Genomic DNA, 21582 nt, shown 5'->3' with positions numbered 1-21582 from the left:
ATAAGGAATCTTTTATGACCCAGAAATTTGACGTAGTGGTAATCGGTGCAGGTCCTGGCGGCTATGTGGCTGCCATCAAGGCCGCACAACTTGGTCTGAAGACTGCCTGTATCGAGAAGTACACCGACGCCGAGGGTAAGCTGGCCCTGGGTGGCACCTGCTTGAACGTAGGTTGCATTCCATCCAAGGCGCTGCTGGACAGCTCCTGGAAGTACAAGGAAGCCAAGGAGAGCTTCAACGTTCACGGTATTTCCACCGGTGACGTGCAGATGGATGTTGGCACCATGGTTGGCCGCAAGGCTGGCATCGTCAAGAACCTGACCAGCGGCGTTGCCACGCTGTTCAAGGCCAACGGCGTGACTTCGATCCAGGGCCACGGCAAGCTGCTGGCTGGCAAGAAAGTCGAAGTGACCAAAGCTGACGGCACTACCGAAGTCATCGAAGCCGAAAACGTGATCCTCGCTTCGGGTTCCCGCCCGATCGACATCCCACCAGCGCCTGTCGACCAGAACGTCATCGTCGACTCCACCGGCGCACTGGAATTCCAATCGGTACCCAAGCGCCTGGGCGTGATCGGTGCTGGCGTGATCGGCCTGGAACTGGGCTCTGTGTGGGCTCGCCTGGGTGCTGAAGTCACTGTTCTTGAGGCTCTGGATACCTTCCTGATGGCTGCCGACACCGCCGTGTCCAAAGAGGCCCAGAAGACCCTGACCAAGCAAGGCCTGGACATCAAGCTGGGTGCTCGCGTCACCGGTTCGAAAGTCAACGGCAACGAAGTCGAAGTCACCTACACCAACGCCGAAGGCGAGCAGAAGATTACCTTCGACAAGCTGATCGTTGCGGTCGGCCGCCGTCCGGTAACCACCGATCTGCTGGCTGCTGACAGCGGTGTGAACATCGACGAGCGCGGCTATATCTACGTCGATGACTACTGCGCCACCAGCGTGCCGGGCGTCTACGCCATCGGCGACGTGGTGCGTGGCCTGATGCTGGCGCACAAGGCCTCGGAAGAGGGCATCATGGTCGTCGAGCGCATCAAGGGCCACAAGGCTCAGATGAACTACGACCTGATCCCATCGGTGATCTACACCCACCCGGAAATCGCTTGGGTCGGCAAGACCGAACAAGCCTTGAAGGCCGAGGGTGTTGAGGTTAACGTAGGCACCTTCCCGTTCGCGGCCAGTGGCCGTGCCATGGCAGCCAACGACACGGGTGGTTTCGTCAAGGTCATCGCCGACGCCAAGACCGACCGCGTTCTGGGCGTTCACGTGATCGGCCCATCGGCTGCCGAACTGGTACAGCAGGGCGCAATCGCAATGGAATTCGGCACCAGTGCCGAGGATCTGGGCATGATGGTCTTCAGCCATCCAACCCTGTCCGAAGCGCTGCATGAAGCAGCGCTGGCAGTGAATGGCGGCGCCATTCACGTAGCCAACCGTAAGAAGCGTTAATCATAAGAAACCACGGCGGTCTGCCCGTCGTGAGTCTTGCGTGCATGACTCACCGCGGAATGTCCGCCGGACCAGGCTACACGGGAAAACCCGGGGTCAATGGTCACAGGTGGTGCGGCGCCAGTGATGGCGCAGCGCCGAAGCGCAGTACCTAACGAAGACGGTAAAAAGCATGAATCTTCACGAGTATCAGGGTAAGCAGCTGTTCGCTGAGTACGGCCTGCCAGTTTCCAAGGGTTTCGCGGTCGACACCCCTGAAGAAGCAGCAGAAGCCTGCGACAAGATCGGTGGTTCGGAGTGGGTCGTCAAAGCCCAGGTCCACGCCGGTGGTCGCGGTAAAGCGGGCGGCGTAAAGCTGGTTCGCAGCAAGGAAGACGCCAAGGCGTTCGCTGCACAGTGGTTGGGCAAGAATCTGGTTACTTACCAGACCGATGCCAACGGTCAACCCGTCTCCAAGATTCTGGTCGAATCCTGCACCGACATCGCCAAAGAGCTGTACCTGGGCGCTGTAGTGGACCGTTCGAGCCGCCGTATCGTGTTCATGGCCTCCACCGAAGGTGGCGTGGACATCGAGAAAGTCGCGCACGAAACGCCTGAGAAGATCCTCAAGGCCACCATCGACCCACTGGTTGGCGCTCAGCCGTTCCAGGGTCGTGAGCTGGCATTCCAGCTGGGTCTGGAAGGCAAGCAAGTACAACAGTTCGCCAAGATCTTCGTAGGCCTGGCCAAGCTGTTCAAGGACCACGATCTGGCCCTGCTGGAAGTGAACCCGCTGGTGATCAAGGCCGATGGCGATCTGCACTGCCTCGATGCCAAGATCAACATCGACGCCAACGCCATGTACCGTCAGCCTAAGCTGAAGACTTTCCACGACCCGTCTCAGGACGACGCCCGTGAAGCTCACGCTGCCAAGTTCGAACTGAACTACGTTGCCCTTGAAGGTAACATCGGCTGCATGGTCAACGGTGCCGGCCTGGCCATGGGTACCATGGATATCGTCAACCTGCACGGCGGCAAGCCAGCCAACTTCCTCGACGTGGGCGGTGGTGCAACCAAAGAGCGCGTTACCGAAGCGTTCAAGATCATTCTGTCCGACAGCAATGTCGCGGCCGTTCTGGTCAACATCTTCGGCGGCATCGTTCGTTGCGACATGATTGCCGAAGGCATCATCGGTGCAGTGAAAGAAGTTGGCGTCAAGGTTCCGGTTGTGGTTCGCCTCGAAGGCAACAACGCCGAACTGGGCGCTAAAGTACTGGCAGAAAGCGGTTTGAACATCATTGCGGCAACCAGCCTGACCGACGCTGCTCAACAAGTTGTCAAAGCTGCGGAGGGCAAGTAATGAGCGTCCTGATCAATAAAGACACCAAAGTCATCTGCCAGGGCTTCACCGGCTCGCAGGGTACTTTCCACTCCGAACAAGCCATTGCCTACGGCACCAAGATGGTCGGCGGCGTTACCCCAGGCAAGGGTGGTACCACCCACCTGGGCCTGCCGGTGTTCAACACCGTCAAGGAAGCCGTGGAAGCCACCGGCGCTGACGCTTCGGTCATCTACGTTCCAGCTCCGTTCTGCAAGGACTCGATCCTGGAAGCTGCTTTCGGCGGCATCAAGCTGATCGTCTGCATCACCGAAGGTATCCCGACCCTGGACATGCTCGATGCCAAGGTCAAGTGCGATGAACTGGGCGTGACCCTGATCGGCCCTAACTGCCCAGGCGTGATCACGCCAGGCGAGTGCAAGATCGGCATCATGCCAGGTCACATCCACTTGCCAGGCAAGGTCGGTATCGTTTCGCGTTCCGGCACCCTGACCTATGAAGCGGTCAAGCAGACCACCGACGCCGGCTTCGGCCAGTCGACCTGCGTAGGTATCGGCGGTGACCCGATCCCAGGCTCGAACTTCATCGATATCCTCAAGCTGTTCCAGGAAGATCCGAAGACCGAAGCGATCGTCATGATCGGTGAGATCGGCGGCTCGGCTGAAGAAGAAGCGGCGGCCTACATCAAGGCCAATGTGACCAAACCAGTCGTTTCCTACATCGCCGGTGTAACTGCACCTGCGGGCAAGCGCATGGGCCACGCTGGCGCCATCATCTCCGGCGGCAAGGGCACTGCGGACGAGAAGTTCGCCGCGCTGCAGGACGCTGGTGTGAAGACCGTGCGTTCCCTGGCTGACATCGGCAAGGCACTGGCCGAGCTGACCGGCTGGGAAGCCAAGAAGTAATACCTGCTATACCCCCCACGCGCACAAAGGCCACCTTCGGGTGGCCTTTGTCGTTGATGGCAGGCGGATTTCAGCTTGTGGAAAATTCGATAGGTGCTGTCAGGTTTTTCCACCAGACATTTGCTCGAATCGGCAATAAATTATCGCCGCAGTCAGATAACCAGACGACAAACACTTACGCACATCGGACAAGCAGCACTGGATCAGTGCGTTTGTTGGGTAAAACGGTTAATCTACGCGCTCACTCTGTGCCCGTACCCCAAAAGGGAACGACACGCTAAACGGGTCTGGCTCATCAAGCCGGGCAGCATTTCCCCGCATCCAAATGGGAAATCCCCTCTCGAATCCCGATTTCAGCAGTGTGGTACTACCTTAAATGAAAGTTCTCAAAGGCCAGGATATCCTGGCGCTTGGCTTTATGACGTTTGCGCTTTTCGTAGGCGCTGGCAACATCATTTTTCCGCCTATCGTAGGCCTGCAGTCCGGCCCACACGTATGGATGGCGGCTCTGGGCTTTTTGGTCACTGCTGTGGGCTTACCGGTCATCACCGTAGTCGCCCTGGCCAAAGTCGGTGGCGGCATGGACGCCCTGAGCAGCCCGATCGGCAAGTTCTTCGGTGGCCTGCTAGCGGCCGTTTGCTACCTGTCGGTCGGTCCACTGTTCGCCACGCCGCGTACGGCAACGGTGTCGTTCGAAGTTGGCGTGGCGCCGTTGACGGGTGAAAGCCCAACTGCGCTGTTCATCTACAGCCTGGTTTATTTCGCCGTGGTCTTGGCGGTGTCGATGTATCCAGGCAAGTTGCTGGACACGGTCGGCCGCTTTCTCGCGCCACTCAAGATCATCGCCTTGGCGGTGCTGGGTATTGCAGCCTTCGCCCTGCCGGCTGGGACCATCGGTGAGGCGCAGCCGGCCTACGCCGCCTCGGCATTCTCCAAGGGCTTCTCCGATGGCTACCTGACCATGGACACACTCGGTGCGCTGGTGTTCGGTATCGTCATTGTCAACGCCATTCGTTCGCGTGGTGTCGAATCGCCCAAGCTGATCACCCGCTACGCCATTATCGCCGGCCTGATCGCCGGTGTCGGCTTGGCATTGGTATACATCAGCCTGTTCCGCCTGGGTGCCGGTAGTCACGATATCGCCGCCGGAGCCACTAACGGTGCCGCTGTCCTGCATGCCTACGTGCAGCATACCTTCGGCTCCCTGGGCAGCGGCTTCCTTGCGGTGCTGATTGCCTTGGCGTGCCTGGTGACCGCAGTGGGCCTGACCTGTGCCTGTGCGGAGTACTTCAGCCAGGTGCTGCCGTTGTCGTACCGTGCGTTGGTGGTGATCCTGGCTGGCTTCTCGCTGTTGATCTCCAACCTTGGCCTGACCAAGCTGATCATGTTCTCGATCCCAGTCCTCACCGCCATCTATCCGCCATGCATCGTAGTGGTGGGGCTGAGCTTCGTGAAAGAGCTGTGGAATTCGCCTACGCGCATCCTGGCACCGGTAATGCTGGTATCGCTGGTCTTTGGGATCGTCGATGCGATCAAGGGCAGCGACATTGCCCACGTGCTGCCTGATGCCCTTGCACACTTGCCGCTCAGCGATCAAGGCCTGGCCTGGCTGGTGCCTTCAGTGTTGACTCTGATTGGCGCCGTGGTTTGCGACCGTATGCTGGGCAAGCCCCGCGAAGCCTTGGCATAAGCCGTTGATGCCTGAACGCGGCGCCGGCCAAAAGCCATAGGCTGTCTGCCAAGGGTCAAGACGAAGAAAGCCCCGTACCTCTAATGGTGCGGGGCTTTTTCGTTTCAGGTGTGCCTTTTGCCGCTGTTGGACGTCGAAACCCGGATACTTGTATTTGTGCTGCCCCTCGGGAAATCTGCATGAACTTCATCCAAAGCAACCTTCACAATCTACTGGCTGTCTGCTGGTTCGTAGTCTGCTGGGGTGGTTACACCCGCTATGCCATCTGGAAGGGGCGCGATACTGCCTGCCTGGCCAGTGTGCTGCATTTGTACCGGGAAGACTGGATGCGCCGCATGCTGCTGCGCGACAACCGTATTGCAGATGCCAGCGTTATCGGCAACCTGGAGCGCAACGCCTCATTCTTTGCCTCCAGCACGCTGATCATCCTGGCAGGGATTCTGACCGTGTTAGGGGCGTCGGATCGCGCGCTGTCGTTGCTTGCGGACCTACCCCTGGTGCAGCAGACCTCGCAAGGAATGTCCGAGATCAAGCTGCTGTGCCTGGCCTTGGTCTTCGTCTACGCCTTTTTCACGTTCAGTTGGTGCATGCGTCAATACAACTTTGCCGCCGTGCTGGTGGGGTCTGCACCGATGATCGGTGAGCGTCAGGTCAATGAGCTGGAGCGTAAGGCTTTTGCTTCACGTGCGGCGCGCGTGCTGTCGCTGGCGGCCAACCAGTTCAACTTGGGCCTGCGCTCTTATTACTTTGGCATGGCCATGCTGACCTGGTTCATCAGCCCATGGCTATTCATGGTCATGAGTGTAGGAGTGGTCCTGATTTTGTATCGCCGCGAGTTTCACTCCGATGTACTGGACGTCATGGTCTTCACACCCACTGAAAGTACGGCGACAGACACGCCAAAAGAAAGTTCCGGCATAACTAACTGAATCGATTAATCGCTAAATCTCAGGCACAAAAAAACCCGACCATGTCGGGTTTTTTTGTTTGGACCCAATTACTGCTTGGCAGGTTCGGTCGGAGCTGGAGTCGCAGGGGCAGCCTCTTGGGCAGCCTTTTGCTCGGCTTCAGCCTGATCTTTGGCGGCTTCGGCATTTTCCTTGGCAGCGTCGTTCATCTTATCCTGAGCATCGCTCATCTTTTCCTGAGCTTGTTCACGGTGTTCTTGTGCGTCCTGGGCTTTGTCTTCACTCGCTTTATCGCAAGCAGCCAGGCCCATGGCAGCAGCCAGCATCAGAGCAAAAGCAAAAGGTTTACGCATGGGGTTGTTTCCTCTTAGTGATAAGTGAGTTGTTTCTTCGAGTTCAGCCCTGCGGAAGAAGTTCCGCATTCGTTCAAGATATATAACGCACCGTTCTACATGGACTTTTTACTGGTTTTATGCCGTCAAGGCAGTGATCACGGAAACAGCGTATGAACGATTCAAGCTTGCTGGCCATGGCCAAACGTTTTCTTTCAGCATTAAGTCACTGTCAGTTGTTGGACATGCGCGTGGCCCATGCCGACAGTGAGGGGATGACGCTGGTCATGCCCTGGTCACCGGCAATCGTCGGCAACCCGCAGACGGGCGCGGTACACGGAGGGGCGTTGACCACCCTGATGGATACAACCTGTGGGATGGCCACGTTGTGCGTACTGCCACGTTTCGAGGTATGCCCGACACTGGACCTGCGTATCGACTACATGCATGGCGCGTTACCCGGCAAGCCAATCTACGGGCATGCTCAATGTTATAGAGTGACACGCGACGTGATCTTCACCCGTGGCACCGCCTATCAGGACGACCCTGGCCAGCCAATCTGCCATGTTGTGGGCACCTTCATGCGCCTGGGTCAGGAGATCAAAGGGGGCATCCGCTTCGGTAACAGTCTCAAGGAGGGTGGCGCATGATCCCTGAAGACGTCCGGTTGCAACTGAACGCTGCCCATGCACGTGGTGACTACGAGCCGTTGCTAGGCTTGATCCCCTATGCCGGCCTTATCGGTATTCAGTGCCAGCGTGAGGGCGACGACCTGCTGTTTTGCCTACCAGCCAGTCAGCGCAACATTGGCAACCCCTTGCTGCCGGCCATTCATGGTGGTGTCATCGCGGGTTTCATGGAGCTTGCTGCGGCGCTTTACCTGCTTGTCTACAGCGAAAGCGCGAGCATCCCGAAAATAATCGATTTTTCCATCGACTACCTGCGTGCCGGGCATTTTCGCGACACCTACGCCCAATGCCAGTTGTTCCGTCAGGGGCGGCGGGTAACCAACGTGGCCATCACCGCCTGGCAGGCCGACCGACATTCGCCGATCGCCACCGCGCGTGCACATTTCAAGATCGAACCGCAAAAGCCCTTGAAATCGTCCGGGCAGCCCCCATCTGCATGACATCCGCCGTTAAAGCAGGCCATACCGGCCGCCAGGCGCCATTGCCATCAGATCGGAGTTTTGAAGACCATGAGTGTGGAGACTCAAAAAGAAACGCTGGGCTTCCAGACCGAGGTGAAGCAACTGCTGCACCTCATGATCCATTCGCTGTACTCGAACAAAGAGATCTTTCTGCGTGAGCTGATCTCCAACGCCTCCGACGCTGCAGACAAGCTGCGCTTCGAGGCCCTGGCCAAGCCAGAGCTGCTCGAGGGCGATGCCGACCTGAAGATCCGCCTGAGCTTCGACAAGCAAGCCGGCACTGTGACCCTCGAAGACAACGGCATCGGCATGAGCCGTGAAGATGTGATTGCTCACCTGGGCACCATCGCCAAGTCGGGCACCGCTGACTTCATGAAGAACCTCACTGGCGATCAGAAGAAGGATTCGCACCTGATCGGTCAGTTCGGCGTTGGCTTCTACTCGGCGTTCATCGTCGCCGACAAGGTCGATGTCTACAGCCGCCGTGCCGGTCTGCCTGCCGCTGAAGGTGTGCACTGGTCTTCCAAGGGTGAAGGCGAGTTCGAAGTTGCAACCATCGACAAGCCCCAGCGCGGCACCCGTATCGTTCTGCACCTGAAAAAGGACGAGCAGGAATTCGCCGATGGTTGGCGCCTGCGTAATGTGGTCAAGAAGTACTCCGACCACATCGCCTTGCCGATCGAATTGCCCAAGGAGCAGCCTGAAGCTGCCGAGGGTGAAGAGCAGCCTGCCCAGGAATGGGAAACCGTCAACCGCGCCAGCGCTTTGTGGACCCGCTCCCGCTCTGAGGTCAAGGACGAGGAATACCAGGAGTTCTACAAGCACATCGGTCATGATTTCGAGAACCCGCTGACCTGGAGCCACAACAAGGTCGAAGGCAAGCTCGAATACAACTCGCTGCTGTACGTGCCTGCTCGCGCCCCGTTCGACCTGTATCAGCGCGAAGCACCTCGCGGCCTGAAGCTGTATGTGCAGCGGGTGTTCATCATGGACCAGGCCGAGTCGTTCCTGCCGTTGTACCTGCGCTTTATCAAGGGTGTGGTCGATTCCAACGACCTGTCGCTGAACGTGTCTCGCGAAATTCTGCAGAAAGACCCGATCATCGACTCGATGAAGACTGCGCTGACCAAGCGCGTATTGGACATGCTCGAGAAGCTGGCCAAGAACGAGCCTGAGCAGTACAAGGGCTTCTGGAAGAACTTTGGCCAAGTGCTCAAAGAAGGCCCTGCAGAAGACTTCGCCAACAAAGAAAAGATTGCCGGCCTGCTGCGCTTTGCGTCCACCCAGGACGACAGCGGCGAGCAGAGCGTGTCGTTGGCCGACTACCTGGCCCGTGCCAAGGAAGGTCAGGACAAGATCTACTACCTCACCGGCGAGTCCTACGCGCAGGTCAAGAACAGCCCGCACCTGGAAGTCTTCCGCAAGAAGGGCATCGAGGTACTGCTGCTGACCGACCGCATCGACGAGTGGCTGATGAGCTACCTGAACGAGTTCGACGGCAAGGCGTTCGTCGACGTTGCACGCGGCGACCTGGACCTGGGCAAGCTGGACTCGGAAGAGGACAAGAAAGCACAGGAAGAAGTGGCCAAGGACAAAGAGGGCCTGGTCGAGCGCCTCAAAGGTGCACTGGGTGACAGCGTGGCAGAGGTGCGTGTCTCCCACCGCCTGACTGACTCGCCTGCGATCCTGGCCATCGGCGAGCAGGACCTGGGCCTGCAGATGCGCCAGATCCTGGAAGCCAGCGGCCAGAAGGTGCCTGAGTCCAAGCCGATCTTCGAATTCAACCCGACTCACCCGTTGATCGAGAAGCTCGATCACGAGCAGAGTGAAGACCGGTTCGCTGAGCTGTCGCACATTCTCTTCGATCAAGCCGCCCTGGCGGCCGGTGACAGCTTGAAGGACCCGGCGGCTTACGTTCGTCGCCTGAACAAGCTACTGGTCGAGCTATCTGCTTGAGTTGATGCATCACAAAGCCCGCTTCGGCGGGCTTTTTTCATGGCGGGATGTCGTTGCCACAAAATGCCTAAGGAGTGCTTGATGAGCAAGGTAATCGTCGAATCACTGGTGTATCACCTGTCTGGCAGGACCTATGAAAGCCGCTTGGTCTACGAGCCAGGGGCCTTGGGCCGTCCGGGCTTGGTGATGGCGCCAAACTGGATGGGGATCGCCGAAGGTGCCGAGCGTATCGCCAAGGAAGTGGCCGAGAAAGGCTACGTGGTGCTGATCGCCGACCTGTATGGGCAGTCGGTTCGCCCGTCGAACGCCGAGGAGGCAGGGGCGGCAATGATGCCCTTGAAGAATGACCGTGGTGAACTGCGCAAGCGCATGAAAGAGGCACTGGATCAGTTGCTGGGCCAGTCCAAAGCGCTGCTTGAGCCGGGTAAAGTGGCAGCCTTCGGTTTCTGCTTCGGAGGTTGCTGTGCCCTCGAGTTGGCCCGCAGCGGTGCCGACCTGAAAGCGGCGGTGTCGTTCCACGGCACTCTGGATACCCCCAATCCTGAAGACGCCAAGCGTATCAACGGTTCCGTGCTCGTATTGCACGGGGCTGCCGACCCGTTGGTGCCGAAGGAGCAACTGCCAGCATTCGAAGAGGAAATGACCGCGGCCAAGGTCGATTGGCAACTGTTGAGCTATGGTGGCGCGGTGCATTCGTTCACCGACCCGAGTGCCAATGTGCCTGGCAAGATGCAGTACGATCGCCGCACTTCGGAGCGGGCGTTCCGTTCGATGCACAACTTGCTCAGCGAAGTATTCCAGCGCTGATACCGCATGGGGCTGCCTTGCAGCCCATTCACGGGTTAGACCGCGAATGGGCTATGAAGCGGCCCTGGTTCCATGCGGTAGCTCAATCCTCGATGTTTCGCCCGGCACCACCGGCCAATCCCCGGCAGCCCACCTGGCCCGAGCTTGCTCGATCAGTTCCGGGTCACTGGCCACAAAATTCCAGTTCATCCGCCGCGGGCCGTCCAATGGCGCGCCCCCAATCAGCACCAGCTCGCATGCTTGCTCAGCATAGAGTGTGACCTCTTGCCCTTGCGGTAACAGAATCAGGCTGCAAGCCTCAATCCGATCGCTGTCCATCCACAGCTCGCCGTCGAGCAGATACAGCGCCCGCTGGGCATGTTCGTCAGGCACGACCAAGGTAGCGGCAGGCTGCATGAGCACGTGCGCATAAAGGGTAGGGGAGAGCACCTGCACCGGCGATTCCAGGCAAAAGCCGTTACCAGCAATCATGCAGATACGTACGCCTAGGTTGTCACTGACCGGGAGGGTTGCCGCTGGGTGGTGGTGGTAGCTCGGCTCGCCCTGCTCGAGTGCTTTTGGCGAGGCCAGCCATACCTGCAGCCCATGCAAGCGCGAGCCCTGGGCCAGGGCGTCTGCTGGTGTGCGTTCGACATGCGCTACACCTTTGCCGGCAGTCATCCAGCTCACATCACCTGGCAGTACGCGTTGTTCCGAGCCTAGGCTGTCCTTGTGCACAAGCGCGCCTTCGAACAGGAAGGTGAGGGTCGACAGGCCGATATGCGGGTGCTGGCGAATGTCCATGCCCTGGCCCGGCGCATAGTCGGTCTTGAGCATGTGGTCGAAGAACACGAACGGCCCGACGCTGCGGCACTGTGCTGAAGGCAGCGGGCGCAGAATCGGCTGGCCTTCCACCGATTCGGCGCGTGGGCGGATGATCAGTGGGCTACTCATGCTCGGCTCCAGGAAGTGGCATACGCCCAGCATAGCGGTTTCCCGGGCGCTGCTGAACCGATGCGCGGCCTGTTCGGTCTACCCTTTTCAAAACTGAGGAGGAGGGCGCCCATGATTGCAAGAACGCTGGCCTGCATGCTGTTGTCTGGCTGGCTAAGCCAGGCGGCCCAGGCTCGTGACTACTATTACAGTGATGCGCACCTGCATTACGTAGACTTCTTTCAGGAAACCGAAGGCATGGCAGCGCTCATCAAGGCCATGGACCAGGCGGGCGTTGAGCATGCGATGATTTCGGGAATCCCGGTGGCCAAGAAATGGCATGAAGACGAACCCAAGCGCCCGCGCTATTACGCCGGTGATGACGCCGACGCCTATTGGTACAGTGCCACCGATACCTACGTAGCGGCTGCGCTGAACAGGCTTGCGCCCGAACAGAGAAAGCGCTTCCATCCGTTTCTAAGCGGTTTCAACCCGGTGGACAAGAATGCCGTGAGCCATATCGAGCGTATGCTCGACCTCGATCCTGAGCTGTGGCAGGGCATTGGCGAAGTATTCACACGTCATGACGACCTTACTGCGTTGACCAGCGGCGAAACGCCCAGGGCCAACAACGAGGCCATGGCGCGTATCTATCACCTGGCCGCGGAGCGGGACATGCCGGTGTTGCTGCACTCGAACATCACTTCAAAGCGTGAACGTAACCCGCTGTACCTGGCTGAGCTGGAAGAGCCATTGCGCAATCATCCGCATACCCGCTTCATCTGGGCCCATGCAGGCAGTAGCGCAGAGATCCATCGGCATCAGACTCGGATGGACTTTCTCCTGCCAGTACTGACGCGACTGCTGGCTGACTATCCCAACCTCTACGTGGATTTATCGTGGAGCGTGTTACAGCCGTACCTACTGGATGAACACGGTGAGCCGAGCCCGGACTGGGTCGCGCTGGTCGAGCGTCATCCGGATCGATTCATGCTGGGGTCGGATGTGGTGGGGCGGTTCGGTAGTCTTGGCGAGCAGATGCAGGGTTTCAAACCGTTTCTGGATGCATTGCCGCAGGAGGTGGCGAACAAGGTGGCAAGGGACAATTTTCTGGCCGTATTGCCCAAGCACCGCAAATGAAAACGCCCCGAACCAGTCGGGGCGCTCAGTACAGCTAACTGCTGCGGGCTGTTACTTGCCGGTCCAGCGCTTGAGCACCAGGGTGGCGTTGGTGCCGCCGAAGCCGAAGCTGTTGCTCATGACCGTATCGATCTTGGCGTTTTCTTCGGTTTGGCGCAGCACAGGCAGGTCGGCGACCTTAGGGTCCAGCTCGTCGATGTTGGCGGAGCCGGCGATGAAGTTGTTTTCCATCATCAGCAGGCAATAGATCGCCTCGTGTACGCCGGCAGCGCCCAGGGAGTGGCCCGACAAGCTCTTGGTCGAGCTGATCTTCGGTGCCTTGTCGCCGAATACTTCACGCACGCCTTTCATTTCCGCAACGTCACCGACCGGGGTCGAAGTGCCGTGGGTATTGAGGTAGTCGATAGGGGTGTCGACGGTGGACAGCGCCTGCTGCATGCAACGAATAGCACCTTCACCGCTTGGTGCGACCATGTCGTAGCCATCGGAAGTGGCGCCATAACCGACGATTTCGGCGTAGATCTTCGCACCGCGGGCCAGGGCATGTTCCAGCTCCTCGACCACTACCATGCCACCACCGCCTGCGATGACGAAGCCATCACGATCGGCGTCGTAGGCACGCGAGGCCTGTTCGGGGGTGTCATTGCGCTTGGTCGACAGGGCACCCATGGCGTCGAACAGGAACGACTGGCTCCAGTGCTCTTCTTCACCGCCACCGGCGAAGACGATGTCCTGTTTGCCCCACTGGATCTGCTCCAGGGCGGTGCCGATGCAGTGAGCCGATGTGGCGCAGGCCGACGAGATCGAGTAGTTGATGCCCTTGATCTTGAACGGGGTGGCCAGGCATGCCGACACGGTGCTGCCCATGGTGCGCGTTACGCGATACGGGCCAACACGCTTGACGCCTTTTTCACGCAGGGTGTCCAGCGCTTCCATCTGGTTCAGGGTCGAAGCGCCGCCAGAACCGGCCACCAGGCCAGTGCGTGGGTTGGATACCTGCTCTTCAGTCAGGCCGGCGTCCTTGATCGCGTCCTGCATCGCCAGGTAGGCGTAGGCAGCGGCGTGGCCAACGAAGCGGTAGACCTTACGGTCGATTAGTTCTTCGAGGTTCAGGTCGATGGAGCCGGAAACCTGGCTACGCAGCCCCTGTTCCTTGTATTCCGGGTTGTAACGGATACCCGGACGGCTGTTGCGCAGGTTTTCGGTGACGGTAGCTTTGTCATTGCCCAGGCACGATACGATGCCCAGACCAGTGATAACGACGCGGCGCATGCGAATAACCCTTAGAAATTGTCAGTGGAGGTGAACACGCCGACCCGCAGGCCTTCGGCGGTGTAGATCTCGCGGCCATCGACGCTGACCGAGCCATCGGCGATGGCCATGTTCAGCTTGCCCTTGAGGACGCGCTTGATGTGAATGTTGTAAGTGACTTTCTTGGCGGTAGGCAGTACCTGGCCGAAGAACTTCACTTCACCCGAACCCAGTGCGCGGCCACGGCCCGGCAGGCCTTGCCAGCCGAGGAAGAAACCGACCAACTGCCACATCGCGTCAAGGCCCAGGCAGCCTGGCATGACCGGGTCGCCTTCGAAGTGGCAGGCGAAGAACCACAGGTCCGGGGTGATATCCAGCTCGGCGACCAATTCACCTTTGCCGTACTTGCCGCCTTCTTCGCTGATATGGGTGATGCGATCGACCATCAGCATGTTCGGCGCGGGCAGTTGCGCATTACCTGGGCCGAACAGCTCACCGCGACTGCAGCGCAGCAGCTCTTCCCGAGTAAAGGCTTGTTGTTTGGTCATGCGAGCTCCTCAATAACCCCCTGTGGCAGGGGATGAATCTTCCCGGCCGCTCCTTCTAGCATCTGGAGCGGCAGCCTACAGGTAGACTATTGCGTTGTGGTGAAAGTCACAGTGCACCCGGCGAAAGAAGTACAGGTGTGCACTGAAACGTCTATTTTCAGGTCCGAATAAGGTCCTGTCCAGTCTTTAAGACTGCCAAGACTGCCGCAATTTAGCATTAATCGCCAGTCGCCGCTGACCGTGGGGGTAACCAGCGTTGCAATATGCGTTGCAAATCAGTCCGACGGAACGGTTTGCTCAGGTAATCATTCATGCCTGCAGCCAGGCAGCGCTCACGGTCACCCTGCAATGCATTGGCGGTCAAGGCGATGATCGGCAACTGCCCACCGCCGGGCAATAGCCGGATACGCCGGGTGGCTTCATAGCCATCGACTTGCGGCAAGCGACAGTCCATCAGCACCGCTGCAAACGGCTGCTGGCTGACATATTCCACCGCCTGCAAACCGTCCTGAGCCACGCTGACCTCCATGCCCAAGCTACCCAACATGGCTTCGATCACGCTCTGATTGACTGGATTGTCCTCCACCAGCAGGATGCGATTGCCCACCGGCAGGGGGGCACCCTCCGCTGCGCTACCCAGCGCTGCTGCCGGTACGCTGCTGGCCAAGGGCAGCGGTACTTCCAGGGTGAACGTCGAGCCAAGCCCTTCGCGGCTTTGAGCGCGCAACTTGCCGCCCATGCGCTCGGCCAGGGTGCGAGCTATCGACAGGCCCAGGCCGGTACCGCCGTAGCGGCGAGAGATCGAACTGTCGGCTTGCTGGAAAGCGACGAACATCATTTCCAGGCGATCGCTGTCGATGCCGATGCCGGTGTCGCGCACGCTGCAGGTGAACCTCAGCGATTGCCGGTCGAGCATTTGCCAGCTCGCCTGGACCTGGATCTCGCCGCGCTCGGTGAACTTCAGCGCATTGCCGATCAAATTGAGCAGAATTTGACGAATGCGGGTCGGGTCGCCAACCACTATTGGCTTTGCATCTTCGGCCGGTAACTTAAGGTGCAAGTCCAGGTTACGCTGCTGCGCACTGTGCTGGAACGACTGCACGCTGCTGGCGATCAGCTCGGCGAGGTTGAACTCGATGTGTTCGAGCTCCAGCGCAGTGCGTTCGATCCGCGAGAAGTCGAGGATGTCGTTGATAACCTTGAGCAGGTGGCCGGTAGACTCGCTGGCTACTGCCGTGTATTCGGCCTGTTCGCTGGTCAGTTGGGTAGTTTCCAGCAGTTGCAGCATGCCCAGCACACCATTCATGGGCGTGCGCAGTTCATGGCTCATCATCGCCAGGAATTCCGACTTGGCGCCGTTGGCCTGCTCGGCCTCCTCGCGTGCCTGGATCAACTGGGCGATGGCCTGCTTTTGCTCGACACTGGCCTGGTCCAGCGCATTGGCCAGGTTGTTGATATGGTGCGCCAGGTGGCCGAGTTCACTGTCGTCTACCACTGGCAGCGGGGCATTGAATTCTCCCTGCTGAATGGCCTTGACTGCGTGCCCCATGGCGCTGATCGGTCTGGCCAGGCTCATGGCCAGCCGACGGGCCAGCAAAAAGGTGAACACTAGAGCGAACAGGGCGAGGATGGCGGCCTTGATGACGATTTCCTGCTGCCGCTGGCTGAACGCATCGTCGGACATGCCGACGATCACCCGGCCCAGGTAGTCATCGCCGATGCCGGGCGTGGGTGCCTTGCCTTGTTGCAGAAAGTCGCTGTCCAGGCGGATTTGCTGCAGCCGGATCGGTGCCTGGAATACCTCTACCTGTTGCGCCCGCTTGCCGCTCTCGTCGCGCTGCTCGACGTACACCAGGATGTGGTTGCGGCTGTCCTGTACCTCCAAGAAACGTACATGGGGAATGCTCAGCGTTGCGCGCATCAACCCTTCCAGCACTTCATTGTTTCCAGATATGACGCCGTATTCGGATGCAGGCGCCAGTTGGTTGGCAATCAACTGCCCGGTGTGGTTCAGCTCCTGGCGTAAGTCCTGAATTCGGACGAAGGTGAAGAAGCTGATCAACAGCAACGTCAGCAACAGTGCAGGACCAAGGCTGATGATCTGAGTGCGGGTATGGATGTCCCAGCTCAGGCGTTTGCTCATGGCTTGGGTTCTCCTTCGGCCAGGGCTTTGGCGGTGGCGTTCGGATCAATGGGTTCAAGCCCCAGAGCGCGTGCCACTTGCTGGTTACCGCTGACGCCAAAGCGTGCCGGATACAAACTGCGGGGCCAGCGCGCCGTCGGTTGGTCGAGCAACTGATCGAGCACGCTCAGCCAGTCTTCCTGATCGCTGTAGGTACTGGCCAAGGCGCCGGCGCGCACGAACCCTACGTTCGGGCCTATCAGCGCCATTTGCCGGCTGTAGCTGCTGAGCAGCAAATTCTTTGCCGTTTTGGAGTTGTACAGCTGTGGGTCGTCCAGCCCCAGCAGCACGTCGCTGGTGCCCAGCAGGTGCTGCAATGGGCGGCTGTCGCGCGGGTCTGGCCAGTCCTCTGCGACGATTTCCAGCCCCAATGGGCGCGCGGCCTGGCGCAGTTCATCGAGCAGAAAACGGCTGTGTTCACCGTACAACACACCAATGCGCTGGGCCTGCGGCAGCAAGTAGCGGGCCAGGCGCAGTTGCCGGGCCATCGGCGGGTCGCTCCACAGCAGCGTCAGGTACCCAGGGCGCGACTTTCCCAGGCGCTGCTCAGCCTGCACCCGGCTGATACGCATGGCCAGGGCGGGTGGGCCGTTATGCTGGCCAAGGCGCCAGTCGAGCGCGACAGTGTCGAGCAGCACCAAGCGCACGTCAGGCTTGAGTTGGTCGGGGCGGCTGAGTTCGGCGATGCTCTGGAAGCGCACCTGGTCATGGCTGCGACGCTCTTGCAGCGCTTGCGCGAAGTTGCGTACGCCTGGCTGATCTTCGCCGACCAGCAGGATTTCGCTGGCAGACAGCGAGCCCAATGGCCAAAGACACAGCAGCAGGCGTAGCAGCAGGGCCATCAGAATTCCAGCTCCGCACTGACGCTCAGGCGATGGCGGCTGTCGTAGCGGTTCTGTTCCACGGTGGTGGGTTGGTCGTCCAGGCGTTGCTGCCACAATGCAGCCAACTCAAGGGTGCTGCCCTGTATGTGAAAACGCTTGGCCACGCGCAGGTCGAGGCGTTCGTAGCGGTACTGGTTGAGGGCGTCGTCACCGTAGTAGAACAATCCACTCGACCAGCCTTTCCCCCATTCGCGCATCCATCCCGCTGAGCCACTGTTGCGTGCGCTGAGGCGGCGGTCTGCGGTGTTGCTGGCCCAGGCGTCGACGTAGGCATAGGTCAGGCGCAGGCGATCGCGCGCAGCCACGCGCCAGTCCAACTGTGCCTCGCTACCGGTGAACCTGGCCTTGTTGGCGTTGCTGGCAATGAACTGGTTGTTCTTCAGCGGCTCGCTGATCATGCCGGTGATTTCGTCGTAGAACAGCTTCACATCCACGTTCAAGTCGATGTCGCTGAAATAACCGTTGTAGCCCAGTTCTCTAGAGCGCATACGCTCTTGTTCCAGATCCCCAGGGCCGCGGGTCTTGACGAAGTACTCGGCATTGCGCTGGCCGAACGCTGCGGGGCTTAGATTCTTGACCGTGTAGCTCCAGTTGACGTTGTTCTCGAACATGTCGGGTGAGCGCACGGCCTCCGAATAGACTGCACGCAAGCCATGGCGCGGGGTGATGAGGTAGTTGACCGCCATGCGTGGGGTCAGGGAGCTACCGGACAGGCGCGAATTCTCCAGCATTGCCCCGCCCTGAACGATCCAGTGCTCGTCAGCGCGCCATTCCAGCTGGCCGAACAGGCGCCAGGTCTGATCGTCAACGCTGCCATTGAAGTAGGTCTGCGAATCGGCGCGATCATAACGGTAATTCATGCCGCTGAGCAGGCGCAGGCTGTCGGTCAGGCTGAGGGTGTCCTGGATTTCCAGGTCATAGCGGGTTTCTCGCGTGCTCTGGTCGACATCGCCGCACACCACGTTCCTGCCGCCCTGGTTGTTCCATTGGTCCTTGATAGCGTCGACCAGCGCCTGTTCTTCAGGGTTGCTGCTGCTTGGCGGGTTGTTGGCCCCGCGGGCGACCTTTTCGGCAAAGTCAGGGTTCATCTGCCATAGGCGCGTCAGCTCCGGGCTGAACGACAGGGCCGCATCGCACGCGCGCCACACCTGCTGGCGATCGAAATGCTGGGCCGAACCCTGTACGTACAGGCTGTGCTCGGGGTTGAAATCGATGTTCCAGCGCACCGAGCCTGCGTAATCCTTGGCGTCGACGTCAGCGTTGTTGCCGGTCTGAGTGACATAGGGGAAAACCGGCTGGTAAGTATAGGGCCGCTGGTTGCTGCCTTCTTTCGCTGCCAGCTGCCACTCAAGGGTCTGATCGGGGGCCAGGACGTGGCTCACGCTTAGGTTGAAGCGGTTCAGGCGACGACTGTCGCGGTAGTTCTGGCCGAACTGATTTTCGTCGAAACCATCGTCCTGCTGGCCGGACACCGACAGACGCAGGTCGCCACCGTCCCAGCCCAGGCCGTGGCTCAGGTAGTAGTCATTGATGCCGTCCTGGCCGCGCGTCAGCTTCATCCGTGTACCATGACTGTCTGCCGGGTTGCGGGTCAGGATGTTGACCACCGCCATCAACGCATTGGCGCCATAGCTGACAGTGTTCGGGCCGCGAAACACCTCGATGCGCTCGATGTCTTCGATGGCTACCGGAATGTCGCTCCAGTCCACGGTGGCCAGCCCTGCGCGGTACACCGAACGGCCGTCGATCAGCACTTGCATGCGTCGAGCATCGTTGACGTTGCTGCCGTGATAGTTGACGGTCGGCTGGTTACCGGCGCCGTAGCCAATCATCATCCCCGGGACCAGGCGCAGCAGCTCGGGGATATCACGGGCGCCGCTGGCGCGAATCAACTCGTTGTCGAGTACGGTCATGCTGCCCGGCACTGCCGCCGGGGACTGTTTAAGGCGAGTTGCGGTCAGAACCTGCGGCAGGTCGCTGTTGTCGATGAACAAGTCATCGGCCAAGGCTGGGCCGCCGAGCAGGGCCGTCAGCAGCAGCACGCGAGGGTAAGGGGGCAGGCCAAGGAACACAGGACAGCCTTGTCTGAGAGTTTAAACAGGCATGTTAACTGACCGGCAGGGTTTTGCCAGTGCGTCATTGGCGTTGCCAGCCTTGGCGCTAGGCAGTGGAGCCGTATAATGAACGGGTCGCCAATTAACCTAATGGCTTTAACGGATTGAATATGACTGAACAGCAACCTGTTGCAGTTCTGGGCGGTGGCAGCTTCGGCACCGCCGTGGCGAACCTGCTGGCTGAAAACGGTGTGCCGGTGCGCCAATGGATGCGCGATCCCGAGCAGGCCGAGGCAATGCGGGTCAACCGTGAGAACCCCCGGTACCTCAAGGGTATCCGCCTGCAGGAGGGCGTCGAGCCGGTCAATGACCTGCTGAGCACCTTGCAAGGCAGCGACCTTATTTTCGTCGCGCTGCCGTCCAGTGCCCTGCGCAGCGTACTGGCGCCCCATGCCCAGCTGCTGCGCGGCAAGTATCTGGTCAGCCTGACCAAGGGGATCGAGGCGCAGAGCTTCAAGCTCATGAGTCAGATACTCGAGGAAATTGCCCCTGAGGCTCGCATCGGCGTACTGTCCGGCCCGAACCTTGCCCGCGAGATCGCCGAGCATGCATTGACCGCCACAGTGGTTGCCAGCGAAGACGAACAACTGTGCCAGCGGGTGCAGGCCGTCCTGCACGGGCGCACGTTCCGGGTCTATGCCAGCAGTGACCGCTTCGGTGTCGAGTTGGGAGGGGCGCTGAAAAATGTCTATGCCATCATCGCCGGCATGGCCGTAGCCCTTGGCATGGGCGAAAACACCAAAAGCATGCTCATCACTCGGGCCCTGGCCGAGATGACCCGCTTTGCCGTCAGCCAAGGGGCCAACCCCATGACCTTCCTGGGCCTGGCCGGCGTTGGAGATCTGATCGTCACCTGCTCCTCGCCCAAGAGCCGCAATTACCAAGTGGGCCATGCACTGGGCCAGGGCCTGAGCCTGGAACAGGCAGTCACTCGCCTGGGAGAAGTGGCAGAAGGCGTCAACACGCTCAAGGTGCTCAAGGCCAAGGCCCAGGAGGTACAGGTCTACATGCCGCTGGTGGCAGGCCTGCACGCCATTCTGTTCGAAGGCCGCACGCTGAATCAGGTGATCGAGCACCTGATGCGTGCCGAGCCCAAAACGGACGTCGACTTCATTTCCATCAGCGGTTTCAACTGAACATAGGAGCAGTACATGAACGATACCCCCGAGCGAGCCCAGCGCGAGTCGATCATCCTGCGGGTGCTGTGGATGCTGGTGTTCCTGGTGGTCTGGCAGTTGGCCGAGCTGCTGCTCGGTGGCCTGGTGCTGGTGCAGCTGATCTATCGGTTGGTCTATGGCGCGCCGAGCGCCAGCATGATGAACTTCGGCGATAGTCTCAGCCAGTACCTGGCGCAGATCGGCCGGTTCGGTACTTTCCACACCGATCAAAAACCTTGGCCGTTTGCCGACTGGCCGGCAGCGCGCGCACCAGAAGGTGAGGCACCCCACGCCGTGGCCCCGGCAGCACACCCGGTACGCGATGAAGAGCCTAAGTTATGAAGCTGTGGGTGCTACGCCATGGCGAGGCCGAGCAACGCGCCAATACCGACCCCCAGCGGCGGCTAACAGACCACGGCCGCGAGCAGGTGCTGCGCAGTGCGGCGCGGCTGCTGGGGCAGCCATTGCAGGCGATCATTGCCAGCCCATACGTACGTGCACAACAAACCGCTGCCCTGGTGCATGACACGCTGGGCTTCGCGCAACCGGTGATCACTGTACCTTGGCTGACCCCCGAGAGCGATGTGCGGCAGGTGATCAGTGAGCTTGAGCGGCTGGGCCTGGAACATGTGTTGCTGGTCAGCCACCAGCCGCTGGTGGGTGCCTTGGTCGGCATGCTGGAGCACGGTCATCTGCAGCAGCCGGTACCCATGACCACCGCCAGTCTGGCAGCGCTGGAAGGTGAGTGGCCGCTGGCCGGTCTGATGACGATGTGTGCGCTGACCAGGCCTGATTGACATTGAACAACTAGCATTTCTGCCAGTTGTCAGGCACTTACAGGGCACGCAAGCTTGCGGTCACGGAAGACCAGAACAAT

General features: G+C 59.8%; 20 protein-coding genes. 13 read left to right on the top strand and 7 right to left on the bottom strand.

The annotated features are described in order from the left end of the window. Positions 1–14: 14 nt before the first annotated feature. The 5 genes from lpdA to ACK59H_RS07105 all read left to right on the top strand — a co-directional run bounded on the left by lpdA (position 15) and on the right by ACK59H_RS07105 (position 6293). Positions 15–1451, top strand: coding sequence for a dihydrolipoyl dehydrogenase (gene lpdA, locus ACK59H_RS07125; protein ID WP_060478579.1), 1437 nt, complete (start codon positions 15–17; stop codon positions 1449–1451). 172 nt (positions 1452–1623) lie between these two features. Further along, positions 1624–2790: an ADP-forming succinate--CoA ligase subunit beta gene (gene sucC, locus ACK59H_RS07120; RefSeq protein WP_023381351.1), complete on the top strand. Its 1167-nt coding sequence runs from the start codon at positions 1624–1626 to the stop codon at positions 2788–2790. After that, positions 2790–3674, top strand: coding sequence for a succinate--CoA ligase subunit alpha (sucD, locus tag ACK59H_RS07115; RefSeq protein ID WP_016393102.1), 885 nt, complete (start codon positions 2790–2792; stop codon positions 3672–3674). The genes sucC and sucD overlap by 1 nt, the downstream gene beginning before the upstream one ends. Before the next feature lie 376 nt (positions 3675–4050). After that, positions 4051–5364 carry a branched-chain amino acid transport system II carrier protein gene (gene brnQ, locus ACK59H_RS07110; protein WP_060478578.1) on the top strand — a complete coding sequence of 438 codons (1314 nt, stop codon included), beginning with the start codon at positions 4051–4053 and terminating at the stop codon, positions 5362–5364. A 179-nt stretch (positions 5365–5543) separates the two neighbouring features. Further along, the gene (locus tag ACK59H_RS07105; RefSeq protein WP_060478577.1) at positions 5544–6293 is read left to right on the top strand and encodes a DUF599 domain-containing protein; all 750 of its coding nucleotides are present in this window, start codon (positions 5544–5546) and stop codon (positions 6291–6293) included. Positions 6294–6361: 68 nt separating this feature from the next. On the opposite strand, the gene ACK59H_RS07100 is transcribed toward ACK59H_RS07105, so the two are convergent. Next, positions 6362–6625 carry a hypothetical protein gene (locus ACK59H_RS07100; RefSeq protein WP_060478576.1) on the bottom strand — a complete coding sequence of 88 codons (264 nt, stop codon included), beginning with the start codon at positions 6623–6625 and terminating at the stop codon, positions 6362–6364. Positions 6626–6777: 152 nt separating this feature from the next. Between ACK59H_RS07100 and ACK59H_RS07095 the strand changes: the two genes are divergently transcribed. From ACK59H_RS07095 to ACK59H_RS07080, 4 genes are all read left to right on the top strand, one after another. Next, complete coding sequence (locus ACK59H_RS07095) at positions 6778–7254, top strand: PaaI family thioesterase (RefSeq protein ID WP_060478575.1); 477 nt, start codon at positions 6778–6780, stop codon at positions 7252–7254. After that, complete coding sequence (locus ACK59H_RS07090) at positions 7251–7733, top strand: PaaI family thioesterase (RefSeq protein ID WP_060478574.1); 483 nt, start codon at positions 7251–7253, stop codon at positions 7731–7733. Before ACK59H_RS07095 ends, ACK59H_RS07090 begins: the two co-directional genes overlap by 4 nt. 69 nt (positions 7734–7802) lie before the next feature. Further along, positions 7803–9710 carry a molecular chaperone HtpG gene (htpG, locus tag ACK59H_RS07085; RefSeq protein ID WP_060478573.1) on the top strand — a complete coding sequence of 636 codons (1908 nt, stop codon included), beginning with the start codon at positions 7803–7805 and terminating at the stop codon, positions 9708–9710. A gap of 81 nt (positions 9711–9791) precedes the next feature. Next, positions 9792–10517, top strand: coding sequence for a dienelactone hydrolase family protein (locus ACK59H_RS07080; RefSeq protein ID WP_060478572.1), 726 nt, complete (start codon positions 9792–9794; stop codon positions 10515–10517). A 51-nt stretch (positions 10518–10568) separates the two neighbouring features. Here ACK59H_RS07080 and ACK59H_RS07075 read toward each other — a convergent pair whose 3' ends face one another. Next, positions 10569–11450: a pirin family protein gene (locus tag ACK59H_RS07075; protein WP_060478571.1), complete on the bottom strand. Its 882-nt coding sequence runs from the start codon at positions 11448–11450 to the stop codon at positions 10569–10571. A 111-nt stretch (positions 11451–11561) separates the two neighbouring features. On the opposite strand from ACK59H_RS07075, the gene ACK59H_RS07070 reads away from it, so the two are divergent. After that, entirely contained in the window at positions 11562–12569 is a 1008-nt protein-coding gene (locus ACK59H_RS07070; protein WP_060478570.1) for an amidohydrolase family protein, read from the top strand. A 51-nt stretch (positions 12570–12620) separates the two neighbouring features. Here ACK59H_RS07070 and fabB read toward each other — a convergent pair whose 3' ends face one another. From fabB to ACK59H_RS07045, 5 genes are all read right to left on the bottom strand, one after another. Beyond that, positions 12621–13841, bottom strand: coding sequence for a beta-ketoacyl-ACP synthase I (gene fabB / locus ACK59H_RS07065; protein ID WP_060478569.1), 1221 nt, complete (start codon positions 13839–13841; stop codon positions 12621–12623). Between the two features lie 11 nt (positions 13842–13852). Next, positions 13853–14368, bottom strand: coding sequence for a 3-hydroxyacyl-[acyl-carrier-protein] dehydratase FabA (gene fabA / locus ACK59H_RS07060; RefSeq protein WP_060478568.1), 516 nt, complete (start codon positions 14366–14368; stop codon positions 13853–13855). A 217-nt stretch (positions 14369–14585) separates the two neighbouring features. Beyond that, complete coding sequence (locus ACK59H_RS07055) at positions 14586–16511, bottom strand: ATP-binding protein (protein WP_060478567.1); 1926 nt, start codon at positions 16509–16511, stop codon at positions 14586–14588. After that, positions 16508–17392 carry a hypothetical protein gene (locus ACK59H_RS07050; RefSeq protein WP_060478566.1) on the bottom strand — a complete coding sequence of 295 codons (885 nt, stop codon included), beginning with the start codon at positions 17390–17392 and terminating at the stop codon, positions 16508–16510. The genes ACK59H_RS07055 and ACK59H_RS07050 overlap by 4 nt, the downstream gene beginning before the upstream one ends. Beyond that, positions 17392–19506 (bottom strand): TonB-dependent receptor, encoded by a 2115-nt coding sequence (locus ACK59H_RS07045; protein WP_060478565.1) that lies wholly within the window; start codon positions 19504–19506, stop codon positions 17392–17394. The genes ACK59H_RS07050 and ACK59H_RS07045 overlap by 1 nt, the downstream gene beginning before the upstream one ends. Positions 19507–19658: 152 nt before the next feature. On the opposite strand from ACK59H_RS07045, the gene ACK59H_RS07040 reads away from it, so the two are divergent. The 3 genes from ACK59H_RS07040 to sixA are packed head-to-tail and all read left to right on the top strand — an operon-like array spanning position 19659 to position 21502. After that, a complete protein-coding gene (locus ACK59H_RS07040; RefSeq protein WP_060478564.1) occupies positions 19659–20684 on the top strand; it encodes an NAD(P)H-dependent glycerol-3-phosphate dehydrogenase in 1026 nt (341 codons plus the stop codon). Positions 20685–20699: 15 nt separating this feature from the next. Next, entirely contained in the window at positions 20700–21047 is a 348-nt protein-coding gene (locus ACK59H_RS07035) for a DUF4389 domain-containing protein (protein WP_060478563.1), read from the top strand. Then, complete coding sequence (sixA, locus tag ACK59H_RS07030) at positions 21044–21502, top strand: phosphohistidine phosphatase SixA (RefSeq protein ID WP_060478562.1); 459 nt, start codon at positions 21044–21046, stop codon at positions 21500–21502. Before ACK59H_RS07035 ends, sixA begins: the two co-directional genes overlap by 4 nt. Positions 21503–21582 lie beyond the last annotated feature (80 nt).

Source organism: Pseudomonas sp. KCJK9000 (genome assembly GCF_046230725.1).
Lineage (GTDB): Bacteria > Pseudomonadota > Gammaproteobacteria > Pseudomonadales > Pseudomonadaceae > Aquipseudomonas > Aquipseudomonas promysalinigenes.
The sequence above is the reverse complement of the archived record's forward strand: the minus strand, read 5'-3'. Positions and strand labels throughout refer to the sequence as shown.